General features: G+C 65.1%; 9 protein-coding genes. 5 read left to right on the top strand and 4 right to left on the bottom strand.

Annotation, left to right across the window (positions count from 1 at the left end):
* Positions 1–124: 124 nt before the first annotated feature.
* The 3 genes from E4S58_RS04680 to E4S58_RS04670 are packed head-to-tail and all read left to right on the top strand — an operon-like array spanning position 125 to position 3,830.
* Positions 125–1,099 carry a TAXI family TRAP transporter solute-binding subunit gene (locus tag E4S58_RS04680; RefSeq protein ID WP_136635130.1) on the top strand — a complete coding sequence of 325 codons (975 nt, stop codon included), beginning with the start codon at positions 125–127 and terminating at the stop codon, positions 1,097–1,099.
* On the top strand, positions 1,099–1,599 hold the full coding sequence (locus E4S58_RS04675) for a DUF1850 domain-containing protein (RefSeq protein WP_136635129.1): 501 nt from the start codon (positions 1,099–1,101) through the stop codon (positions 1,597–1,599). The genes E4S58_RS04680 and E4S58_RS04675 overlap by 1 nt, the downstream gene beginning before the upstream one ends.
* On the top strand, positions 1,596–3,830 hold the full coding sequence (locus tag E4S58_RS04670; protein WP_136635128.1) for a TRAP transporter permease: 2,235 nt from the start codon (positions 1,596–1,598) through the stop codon (positions 3,828–3,830). The genes E4S58_RS04675 and E4S58_RS04670 overlap by 4 nt, the downstream gene beginning before the upstream one ends.
* Positions 3,831–3,912: 82 nt before the next feature.
* Here E4S58_RS04670 and E4S58_RS04665 read toward each other — a convergent pair whose 3' ends face one another.
* The 4 genes from E4S58_RS04665 to E4S58_RS04650 all read right to left on the bottom strand — a co-directional run bounded on the left by E4S58_RS04665 (position 3,913) and on the right by E4S58_RS04650 (position 9,920).
* Complete coding sequence (locus E4S58_RS04665) at positions 3,913–6,120, bottom strand: hybrid sensor histidine kinase/response regulator (RefSeq protein ID WP_136635127.1); 2,208 nt, start codon at positions 6,118–6,120, stop codon at positions 3,913–3,915.
* On the bottom strand, positions 6,120–7,289 hold the full coding sequence (locus E4S58_RS04660; protein WP_240789455.1) for an FIST N-terminal domain-containing protein: 1,170 nt from the start codon (positions 7,287–7,289) through the stop codon (positions 6,120–6,122). The genes E4S58_RS04665 and E4S58_RS04660 overlap by 1 nt, the downstream gene beginning before the upstream one ends.
* A 31-nt stretch (positions 7,290–7,320) precedes the next feature.
* Positions 7,321–8,007 carry a LuxR C-terminal-related transcriptional regulator gene (locus E4S58_RS04655; RefSeq protein ID WP_136635126.1) on the bottom strand — a complete coding sequence of 229 codons (687 nt, stop codon included), beginning with the start codon at positions 8,005–8,007 and terminating at the stop codon, positions 7,321–7,323.
* Positions 8,008–8,156: 149 nt separating this feature from the next.
* Positions 8,157–9,920 carry a PQQ-dependent methanol/ethanol family dehydrogenase gene (locus E4S58_RS04650; RefSeq protein ID WP_136635125.1) on the bottom strand — a complete coding sequence of 588 codons (1,764 nt, stop codon included), beginning with the start codon at positions 9,918–9,920 and terminating at the stop codon, positions 8,157–8,159.
* A 378-nt stretch (positions 9,921–10,298) separates the two neighbouring features.
* Between E4S58_RS04650 and E4S58_RS04645 the strand changes: the two genes are divergently transcribed.
* Positions 10,299–11,249: an ABC transporter substrate-binding protein gene (locus E4S58_RS04645; RefSeq protein WP_136635834.1), complete on the top strand. Its 951-nt coding sequence runs from the start codon at positions 10,299–10,301 to the stop codon at positions 11,247–11,249.
* Complete coding sequence (locus tag E4S58_RS04640; protein WP_136635124.1) at positions 11,249–11,869, top strand: ABC transporter ATP-binding protein; 621 nt, start codon at positions 11,249–11,251, stop codon at positions 11,867–11,869. Before E4S58_RS04645 ends, E4S58_RS04640 begins: the two co-directional genes overlap by 1 nt.
* Position 11,870 lies beyond the last annotated feature (1 nt).

Genomic DNA, 11,870 nt, shown 5'->3' with positions numbered 1-11,870 from the left:
CCTTTCATATTTGAAAACTGTTATTGACATGCAAAATCTCAGGGTCAAGAAGTTATCCATCAAACCCGCGATACCCGCCCCGGCTCCGCCCGGGCGGTGATCCATAACAGACACGGAGGTTTTCATGTCTTTTTCCCGTCGCCAATTCCTCGGCACGTCCACGGCCGCCCTGGCCCTGATGTCGACCTCGGCCCTTGCGGCTGGTCGCACGTTCTTCGGTATCGCCACCGGCGGCACCGGCGGCACCTATTACCCGCTTGGCGGGATGCTGGCGCAGCTGATCTCGAACACCGCCGAACTGCCCGACACCAAGCTGTCGGCAACGGCCGAAACCGGCAACGCCTCGGTTGCGAACGCCCAGCTGCTGGGCCGTGGCGAGATTGAATCGGCCTTCGCGGCTGCCGACATCCTCGACGCTGCCTACAAGGGTGTGAACCAGTTCGACGGTGCGGCACTGGACAACATCCGGGCCATCGGCGCGCTCTACCCCGAAACCGTGCAGCTGGTCGTGCGTGCCGACAGCGGCATCGAGACTTTCGAGGACATCAAGGGCAAATCCGTGTCCTCCGGTTCGCCGGGTTCGGGCCAGTGGCAGCTTCTGGGCGACCTGCTGGAAGCCCACGGCCTGACCCGCGAAGACGTGTCGGAAGACTATTCGTCCTTCGCGCAGTCGGTCGACAAGATCAAGGACGGCAACCTCGACGCGTCGCTGATCACCGCCGGCCTGCCGACCTCTTCGGTGACCGACCTGGCCAACGGCCACGACATCCGCATCGTGCCGCTGAACGGCCCGGCGATCGCCAAGCTGCAGGAAACCCAGCCCTACTACGCCAACTCGGTCATTCCGGCCGAAAGCTACAAGGGTGTGGATTCCGACGTCGAAACGCTGGCCGTGCGCGCGATCTGGGCGACCCATGCGGACGTGTCCGACGACATCATCTACGCGGTGACCAAGGCGCTGTACGAAAACACCGAAACGCTTGGCAAGGTTCACCCCATGGGCAAGCAGATCTCGGTCGAGAAGGCGCTGGAATCGGTGTCGATCCCCGTCCACCCGGGTGCCGAGAAGTACTACGCCGAAAAAGGCATCTCCAAGTAATGGCAGGGCGCAGATCCCTGCGCCATGTCGGAAGGGCGGCCTGTGCCGCCCTTCTGCTTGCGCCCGCCTGTCCGGTGCGGGCCACGGATGCAGCCACCTGGCTGTGTCTGACCGAAACGCGCGGCACCCAGTCCCTCGTGGCCCGTCTGCCCCTCGGTGACGACCGGACCTTCGATCTGAGCTTCATCCACTCCGTCTCCCGCACGCTTGTCACGGACAGCTACGTGGTCGAGACCGGAGAGATCATCCAGACGCGCGAGGTCTTCGTGGCCCATGGCGCGGGCCTGCCGTCGATCGCCAATGACATGGACGCGACGGCATGGCGGCATGAAAACGGCCAGTTCATACTTGACATGAGGCGCCATACAGGGCCCATCCCGCTGCGCGTTCAGGCGCAATTCAAGAACACCCTGCATATCGCCGACAAGGCCTTTCCGCTTGCGGATCTGGGCCATGCGGCGCTTACCCTTGCCCCCTGCGACGAGGAGACATCCAAATGACCCAAGGGCCCAACCCGAACGACAACCGCGGCCATACGGCGGCGGACGGCGATCACGAATTCACCGCCGACGAAGTCGAAGCCCTGGTCAGGGAATACGACAGCGAATCGAACTTCCGGAACCTGGTCGGACCGACCGCCAAGCTGGTCACGATCCTGTCGGTCGTGCTGTCGCTGTTCCACGTCTATACCGCCGGCTTCGGCCTGCTGAACGAGGTGATGCACCGCACGATCCACCTGGCCTTCGTGATGGGCCTGATCTTCCTGGTCTTCCCGCGCAAGCGCGCCGTGCCGACCCGGGGCATGTGGATTGAATCGCTGATCTTCGCGGGCTTCTACCTCTACCTGCTTTACGGGCTGGCGACCGCCCTTCCCGCCAGCGGGATCAAGACGGTCTTCATCGCCCTCATGGTCGGCCTGATCTTCCTGACGCTGCCCTTCAATCGCAAGGGCGCCGACCCCGAAAAAATCGCCCTGCGCGACTGGATCTTTGCCGCTGCCGGCGCGGGGTTCTCGGCCTATCTGTCGGTTTTCTTTGAACATATCTTCATCGTGAATGTCGGCAACCCGCCCGAGCCGGTCTATATGCTGGGCTTCATGGCGATCATCATGACGCTTGAGGCCACGCGCCGCACCATGGGCGCGACGCTGGCCTGGATCGGCGTCGGCTGCCTGATCTACGCGCTGGCCGGGCCTTACCTGCCGGGCATCATGGCGCACCGGGGTTATTCGATCACGCGGATCATCAACCACCTCTTCGTCGGCACCGAAGGCATCTATGGCGTCGCCGTCGGCGTGGTCGCGACCTACGTGTTCCACTTCGTTCTGTTCGGGATCCTGGCGCAGATGTCGGGGCTGGGGCAGCTGTTCATCGACCTTGCCACCATCATCGCGGGCCGCGCCTCGGGTGGGTCGGCCAAGGTGTCGGTCGTGTCCTCGGGTTTCTTCGGGATGATCTCGGGCTCTCCGATCGCCAACACGGTGACGACGGGTGCCTTCACGATCCCGCTGATGAAGAAATCCGGCTTCTCGGGGCGCTTTGCCGGCGCGGTCGAGGCCTCGGCCTCCTGCGGGGGGCAGATCACGCCGCCGATCATGGGGGCCTCGGCCTTCGTGATGACCGAGATGCTAGGCGTGCCCTATAACGAGCTGATCCTGATCGCGATCGTCCCGGCCGCCTTCCACTACATCGCCATCCTGCTGATGGTGCACCTCGAGGCGAAGAAGCTGGGCCTGACCGGCATGTCCAAGGACAAGATCCCGCAGTTCGGCGCGGTGCTGGCCAAGTCCTGGCACCTGTTCGTGCCGCTTGGCGTGATGGTGGCGATGCTGCTGATGCAGTACACGCCCTTCCTGGCCGCCTTCTGGGGCATCATCCTGACCATCGTGTGCAGCTACGTGCCGCTGGTGATGCGCGCGCTTGGCAATACCTCGATGGACACCTCGACGGTGCTGACGCCGCCGCGCCTGGTGCGCGGGTTCGAGGACGGGGCCAAGTTCGCCCTGGCCATCGGCGCCGCCTGTGCCTGTGTCGGCTTCCTGCTGGGGATGACGACGCTGACCGGCCTTGGCTTCAAGTTCTCGGCCGCCGTGGTCGAACTGGCGCATGACCTGGCGGGCTTCGTGATCGGCATCGATTTCACCGGTCTGCTGTCGGAAAATGGCCTGGCGCTGTTCTTCGGCCTGATCTTCGTGGCCATCGCCTGCATCATCATGGGCGCGGGCATCCCGACGACGCCGACCTACATCATCCTCGCCTCGATCGCCGCCCCGGCGCTGACGGAATTCGGCGTGCCGCTGATCGCGACACACTTCTTCGTCTTCTACTTCGGGGTTCTTGCGGATGTGACGCCGCCGGTCGCGCTGGCGGCCTATGCGGCGGCGGGCCTGGCGCGGTCCGAACCGATGAGCACCGGCACAACTGCCTTCCGCCTGTCCATGGGCAAGGCGCTGGTGCCGTTCATGTTCATCTATGCGCCCAGCCTGCTGTTCGTGAACTTCACCTGGGTGGAATTCATCACGGCGCTGCTGTCGGGCCTGGTCGGCGTGCTGGCCCTGTCGGCGGCCTATATCGGCTGGTTCCGCCGGGACCTGGCGCTGTGGGAAAAGATCTCTCTGACGGTGGCCGGTCTGCTGCTGATCTCGACCCACTATGCCGCGATCCTCGTGGGCCTTCTGGTGGTGGCGGCGATCCTGCTGCGGCCGGTGCCACCGCGTGCCAGTGCCGCCTGATCGGCAAGACAAAACATGATGACACCGCCCGGCGACGCAGGTTGCCGCGCGGTTTTCTTTTGGACCGGCCACGTCGCACGGATCAGCCGCGCGGCAGGGTGGCTTCGCTGAGGAAGGTGAAGAACTGCGTCCAGTCGATCGGCTTGGGCATCAGGACCACGTCGGCCTCGTGGCAGGCCGCCTGCAGATCCGCCCCGCGGTTGGCCGAGACGATGCGCGCAGGCACGTCGCCATGCAGGGCGCGGATGCGCGCCAGAAGCTCGAGCCCGGTCATGCCGTCGCCCAGCTGGTAATCCAGCACCAGCGCATCCGGCCTCAGGTCGATCTCGGACAGAAGCTGAAGGCCCTCTTCGCCGTTCCAGGCGTGAATGACCTCTCCGCCCCAGCCTTCGATGGTCAGCGTCACGGCCTTGGCGAGGTTCTCGTCGTTCTCGACCAGAAAGACGATCTCTCCGTTCAGCTGCGGCACCTGGCGGCGCAGGATCGGGGCCTTGGGCAGCTTTTCGGCCACCCCCTGCCGCATCGGCAGATCGACAGTGAACAGGCTGCCCTTCCCCGGTTCGGAGGTCAGGCCGAGCGGATGATCAAGGCTCTTGCAGGCCCGTTCGACAATGGCGAGGCCAAGCCCGAGGCTGTTGACGTCATGACTGGTATCGAGCCGCCTGAATTCCTGGAAGATCGCCTGCTGGTCCTCGGGGGCGATGCCGCGCCCGGTGTCCCAGACCTGCACCCGCGCGACACTGCCGATACGGCGCACGCCGACCAGCACTCTGCCCCGGTCGGTATACCGGATCGCGTTCGACACGAGGTTCTGGATGATCCGGCGCAGGTAGCCCGGGTCGCTGCGCACCGACAGGCCGGACCCGATGACGCGCAGGTCGATCCCCTTGGCCGCCGCGACCGGGGTCAGTTCGTCCCGCAGCGGATCGAGGATTGCCGAAAGCCGCACGGTGCGCAGGTCGAAACTGGGCCGCCGCGCATCCAGGCGCGAGATATCCAGCAGCGCCTCGATGATCTGTTCGACGCTCGACAGCGCGCTTTCCGCCTTGGCGATGACATCCTGCTGCCCGGCATTTTCGACGCTGCCCGCGAGCGAGTTGATGAACAGCTTGGCCGCCGACAGGGGTTGCAGCAGGTCATGGCTGGCGGCGGCCACAAAGCGTGATTTGGAGGCATTGGCCCGCTCGGCCTCGGCCAGGGCGATGCCCAACTCCTTGGTGCGGTCCTGCACACGCCGCTCCAGCATCTCGTTCACCTCGGACAGGGCGCGGGTGGCTTCGCGTTCGGCAGTGACGTCGGTAAAGCTGATCACGAAGCCCCGGTCCGGCATCTCCTGCGCGAAGACGCTCAGGATCTGGCGTTCGGCGCGGATGACCTCGAAGGCGACGGGGGGGCGGCCTTCTTTGTTCTCGGCCCACCTGATCAGCATGTCGCCGTCGAAATCGCCGTCGAAATCCAGCTGGTCACGCAGGCGCTGCAGCAGGACCATGAAGTTGCGGCCAAGCGCCAGTTCCTGCGGCGGCAGATCCAGCAGGTAATCCATCCGCTTGTTCCAACCGACAAGATCGTTGTTGCGGTCGAAGATGCACACGCCCTGGTTCAGGTGGTCGAGCGTGGCCTGCAGGATGCGGGCCTGTTCGTCCCGCATCTTCTCGCGTTCCTTGCGTTCCAGCCGGATGATGTTGGTCACATCGGTCTGCAGGATCACGGTGCCGCCCCGCAGGGTGCGGTGTTCGCTGACCTGCAGCCAGCGGTCATAGGTCAGGCTGACGTTGAAGACCACGCGGTCGTCGCGGTGGCGACGGGTGCGCTGCGTCGCCCAGGCCTGCGGCGTCATCGGCGGGGGCAGCGACAGGTGGCGGCTGTTGGAAATCAGCCGGACATAGTTCGAAAAGGTCAGCCCTTCCTGCAGGCGGGGTTCGACATCCGACAGTTCGCGACAGAACCGGCTGTTGTACAGTACCAGCCGGTCGTCGGGACCGAAAAGCGCAAAGCCTTCGCTGACGGTCTCGATCGCCTCGATCAGGTTTTCCCGCGCGATCTGGGTTTCGCGGTTCGCCGCTTCCAGCCGCGCGTTCGATTCCTGCAGCAGGTCGAGCGTACGTTCCAGGTCGATGGTCCGTTCGCGCACCTGCACTTCCAGCATGGCGGCGCGTTCGAACTGGGCATAGGCCACGCTGGATTGTTCGTTCTTCTTCTCGACCTTGCGCATCAGCGCCCCGACGATCTGAAGCAGCTTTTCGTTCTGTCGTTCCAGACTGTCTTCGGGGTTTATCAGCGAGGTCGGCATCACGACCGGCCCGGGTCCTGCGCATAGATGGCCACGCCCGTCATCGTGTGATTGACATGCAGCGGCCCGATCTGTTCGCCGTAGGTCGAAAAGCCGATGACCTTGTGGCTGGCCAGGATATCCGACAGGTCCCGCGTGGCCTGGATCTGTTCGGCCTGGATCCGGCGCAACACGCAGTCGCACCCCAGGATATCGGTCAGCCCGCCGGATTCAGCAATCTGGTCCAGCTGTTCCTGCAGGTGTTCGGCCATGTTGCGCGGTTCGGCCACGGTCAGCACCATGCCCTCGTCGATGGCCGAGAAGAACACCAGCTCTCCGGCCTCGTTCACCTGCTGGATGGCGCGGACATGGTGGCTGTCGCCGATGCGAACCACCACCGGGTGCGAGGCAAAGGTGAAACGGTCCAGCTGGTCGGGATCCTTGCCGACCAGCCGGGCGTATTCGCGCGCCGCCGGTTCGGCATTGATGGATTTCACGATGCGGCGGTCCGGATCCGCGCCGGTGACGACCATCTGCTTTTCGGTCGGCACAAGGTGATCGATGCTGAAGACCTTGGTGCGGTGATCCGTCTGGATCATCGTCAGGACGGCCGCATCCTGCCGCACCGCGCCGTTCAACGACACCACCGTATGGGCGAAATCCATGCCGTCCCCGGCCGATCCGCCGAACAGCGGCATGTCGCGCAGGGCGGGCGCGATGACCGAGGTCAGGGTATCCTCGCGCAGCGACAGCCCGTCGATGGCGAGGAAGGCAAAGCCGTGCGGCTTGTCCAGGTTGCCCTCCTGCAGGGCCAGGCGGGCCAGCGCGATCCGGTCCAGGACCCCCTGGGGGGTCTGTTCCGACAGCCCGTCGATCAGGATCGAAGTCGTGGCGAAGTGGTCCGCCGGAAAGCCCACGGCGATGATCTCGCCTTCGACGTAGCCGCCTGCGCCTATCTCTCCGGCCGTGGTGCAGGCGACGACATCGGTGTGCAGGTAGTGCGCCCGGATCGACGACACGGTCGCCTGGAAATCAGCTTGCGGAGAGATGAAGAGGATGACCAGCGCCAGCGGATCGGGGCCCAGTCCCGCGCGCAGCTTGTCCACGGCTCGGGGATCATGCGCAGAGACCTGCGCGCGACACAGCGAATGCTGCGCGCCCGACGGCGCGCCCCTGTCCTTGTGTACCAATTGTGGCCTCCCTTCCACAACGATAGGGTCGTCAATCCTGGCTTGGCAATAGGGTTGTAAACTTCACCTCGTTCGCAACCAGAACGGCCTGCGTCCGGCTGTGCACGCCAAGTTTGCGCATGATCGCGGTGACATGCGCCTTCACCGTGGTTTCGGCGATCGACAGGTCATAGGCGATCTGCTTGTTCAGCTTGCCTTCGCAGATCAGGTGCAGGATCCGCGCCTGCTGGTTGGTGAGCGAGGCCAGCCGTTCGATGCTGTCGGTGTCGGGCAAGGTGTCCTCGCCCTCGCCTTCGACAAAGCCGCCGGGCTTGTAGACCGCGCCTTCGGCGATGCGGTCCATCGCCTCCTTGAAGGTCGCGCGGCTGGAATGCTTGGGCACGTAGCCCGCGGCCCCCGCAGCGATGGCCGAATTGATGACCGCATTTTCGGTCATCGAGGACACGATGATGATCTGCGCCCCCTCTGCCGCGCGTTTCAGGCGCAAAAGCCCGTCCAGCCCGCTGACGTCCGGCAGGTTCAGATCCAGCAGGATGATCCCCGGGTCCGGCAGGCCGTCCAGTTCCTCAAGCGCGGCGGCAAGGCTGTTGGCGGTGCGCACGATCGCAAAATCGGCGACCGATTTCAGCGTCAGTTCCAGCGCGTCGCAGAACAGGGGGTGGTCGTCGACGATCAGCGCCCATCGACCGATGGACGGTTGGGGGCTTGGGTCGGTCATGGGGGCCTGCTGTGGTTTCATACCCCCACTATAGCCATTAATCCGCAATGGGGATCTTACCAAAAGGTATTAGGCCGCAGACAGGACCCCGACATGCAGATACGCCCCCGACATGCGGGGGCGTACCTTGGCCAATCTTGGTCGACGGCTCAGTTAGCCGCGAATTTCTCGGGCAGGCGGAAAGTCCACAGCAGACCACCCTGGTTGAGGTAGTTGACCTTCTTGGCCACTTCCCCGCCCCAAAGCGGCACTGCGCCACCCCAGCCGGAAATCACGGTGACATACTGGGTGCCGTCCTGTTCCCAGGTGATCGGCTGGCCGACGATGCCCGACCCGGTCTGGAAGGACCACAGGACCTCTCCGGTGTCGGCGTCGAAGGCCTTGAAGGCCCCCTCGGGCGTGCCGGTGAAGACCAGCCCGCCGGCCGTCGCCATCACGCCACCCCAGAGCGGCGCGTCGTTCTTGTATTCCCACTTGATCTCGCCGGTGTCCGGATCGATCGCCTTGAGAGAGCCGATGTGGTCTTCGTAGTTCGGCTTGATGGTGAAGCCGGATCCCAGATAGGCCGCGCCCTTCTTGTAGGTGATCGGCTCGTTCCAGATGTCCATGCCCCATTCGTTCGAAGGCACGTAGAACAGGCCGGTATCGGGTGAATGCGCCATCGGCATCCAGTTCTTGCCGCCCAGGAAGGACGGGGACGAAAAGACCACCTCGCCCTTCTTGCCGTCGGCGGCGGACGACGGATTGCCGGGGCGGTTGCCTTCGTTGAAGATCGGGCGGCCGGTGTCGTCGATGCCGTCGGCCCAGGTGATGTCCTTGACGAAAGGCGTGGCGCTGACAAAGGCCCCGTCTTCGCGGTTCAGAACGTAGAAGAACCCGTTGCGGTCGGCGGTGGCAAAGCGCTGGTTGCCGCTGCGGTCGGTGTAGGCGACGACTTCGTTCACGCCGTCATAATCCCAGCCTTCGCGCGGCGTGGTCTGGAAGTGCCACTTGATCTCGCCCGTCGCCGGATCGATGCCAAGGCGTGAGGCGGCATAAAGGTTATCGCCGCTGTTGCCCTCGGTCGGGGTGCCCGCATTGCGCAGGTGGCTGTTCCAGGGTGCCGGGTTGCCCGTGCCGAAGACCAGCGTGTCGGTGTCCGCGTCATAGGATCCGCCCAGCCAGGTCGCCCCGCCGCCGGTCTTCCACATGTCGCCGGGCCAGGTGGCGTTCAGCGTCCCGGTCATGGTGGATTCTTCGCCGTTCAGCATGCCCATGTGGCCTTCGATCACCGGACGTTCCCAGACAAGCTCGCCCGTCTCGGCGTCCCGCGCCTGAACCGCGCCGACGATGCCGAACTCACCACCCGAATTGCCGGTGATGATCAGCCCGTTCACGATCAGCGGGGCGGCGGTATAGCTGTAGCCCGCCTTGTAGTCCGCAATCTTCTTGTTCCAGACGACGTCGCCGGTGTCCTTGTTCAGGGCGACGATGCGGGCGTCGAGGGTGCCGAAGTAGATGTTGTTGCCATAGATCGCCGCGCCCCGGTTGATGACATCGCAGCAGGGCAGGATGCCTTCGGGCAGGCGGGCGTCGTACTGCCACAGCTCTTCACCGGTGATCGCGTCGATGGCATACAGCCGCGAATAGGACCCGGTCAGGTACATCACGCCGTCATGCACGATCGGCTGGGTTTCCTGCCCGCGCTGCTTTTCCCCGCCAAGCGAGAAGGCATAGGCGGGGACGAGGTTGCCGACGTTTTCCTTGTTCAGCGTATCCAGAGGCGAGAAGCGTTGCAGGTGGCGGCCCATGCCGTTGGTCAGGACATCCCCGGTCGACGCGGCGTCATTGGCAAGATCCGCCTCCGTCACCTGTGCGGTGGCTCCGCTGGCCGCGATCATCGACGCGGTCAGGGCCAGTACAAATCTGTTCATTGGTTTCCTCCCATTTGGGTCCCAGGTGTTGGGTCAGTGCCGTCGGGCCGTGCAGATCGGGGCCGGACGAACTGGCGGCAGTATTCTGTCAAACCATGCGCCGGGGTATTGAACCTTGGTCGTACGACCCCATGCCCCTTGATTTGCTGGCCCGTCCGTGCCGTGGGGCGGCGGGTCTACAACCAAAGTCGCGATGCGCGGCACCAGGCGCTTCGCTAGGCTGCAAGGCAGGGAGGACTGTCACGCCATCACGCCCGGGCCATCTGCGCCGGGCCACCAAGGGGCCGTGACCTGCCCTGCCCCGGTTCCCCGCGCCGGTCCCCGGACCGCCGCCCACCCGCAAGGAGCAGCTTCGTGAAACGGATCAAGATCTACCTGATGGCCGCCGTCTGCGGCCTGTTCACCACCGCGGCGGCGCAGGCCGAAAACCCGGTCTTCCGCATCGCCGTGCTCAAGTTCGGCACCGTCAACTGGGAGCTCGACAGCATCGCCCATCATGGTGACGACACCGCCAACGGCTTCCGGATGGAGGTACAGGGCATGGCCGGCGGATCGGCCAGCCAGATCGCCTTTCAGGGTGGCGAGGCCGATGCGATGGTCACGGACTGGCTGTGGGTCGCGCGGCAGCGGGCAGCGGGCAAGGACTATGTCTTCATCCCCTATTCCCGCGCGGTCGGGGGGATGCTGGTCAAACAGGACAGCCCGGCGCAAAGCCTGTCGGACATGAAGGGCACATCCATCGGCATCGCGGGCGGGCCGCTGGATAAAAGCTGGCTCATCCTGCAGGCCTACGCGGAACAGGAATTCGGCATGGACCTGAAGGCCGACACCGAACAGGTCTTTGGCGCGCCGCCGCTGATCTTCAAATCCGCCCTCTCGGGCGAGGTCGACGGGGCGCTGAACTATTGGCACTTCAACGCCAAGATGCAGGCCGCCGGGATGCGCAGCCTGATCACCGTGGCCGAAGCCTCGACCGCCCTTGGCCTTGATCCCAACACCCCGCTGCTGGGCTATGTGGTCAAGGGGGACTACCTGCGCGACAACCGCGCCGTGGTCGAAGGCTTTGCCCAGGCCAGCCGCGCCGCCAAGGAACGCCTGGCCGGGGACGACGCCGAATGGGACCGCCTGCGGCCCGTGATGAACGTCAAGACCGACGCGCAGTTCGAGGCACTGAAGGCGGGCTTCCGGGACGGCATCCCCGACGCCGGTCCGATCGATGAAGAGGCCGCCGCGCGGATGCTGGCGCTGATGGCCCGCCTTGGCGGATCCGAGCTGGTCGGAGAGGCCACCACCCTGCCGCAGGGTGTCTTCCTGTCGCCGGGCGGCTGATGCCCGACGGTTCCGCCCCCCCTGTCGTCGCGCGGCTTGAGCTTGCCTCATTCTCGCGCGGCGGTCGTGCCGTTCTGCGCGACGTCACCTTGACGGTGCACCCGGGCCAGACGCTGGCGCTGGTCGGGCCGTCGGGGATCGGCAAGACGACACTGCTGCGGATCTTCGCGGGGCTCGAGGACGGGTTCGAGGGCACGCTGCACGTGGCGGGCCGCATGGCAGTGGTGTTCCAGGAACCGGCCCTTCTGCCCTGGCGATCCCTGCGCGACAACATCTGCCTGCCGACCGGCGCCCCGCCCGATGTCGCCGAGGCAATGCTGGCCGAGGTCGGACTGGCGGGCCGGGACGGTGACTATCCCGGCCAGCTGTCGCTTGGCCAGCAACGGCGCGTCGCGCTGGCGCGGGCCTTTGCCGTGGCGCCGGATCTGCTGCTGCTGGATGAACCCTTCGTGTCGCTCGACGCCGCGCTGGTGCGCGAGATGATGGACCTGTTCCTGCGCCTGCGCGACCGGCATGGGGTCGCAACGCTGTTCGTCACCCATGACGCGGGCGAGGCATCGTACCTGGCGGACCGTATCGTCCGGCTGGACGGCAGCCCCGCAACCGTGGTGCCCGGCTGAG

Source organism: Pseudooceanicola onchidii (genome assembly GCF_004959925.1).
Lineage (GTDB): Bacteria > Pseudomonadota > Alphaproteobacteria > Rhodobacterales > Rhodobacteraceae > Pseudooceanicola > Pseudooceanicola onchidii.
This window is presented reverse-complemented; position numbering and strand designations above follow the sequence as displayed.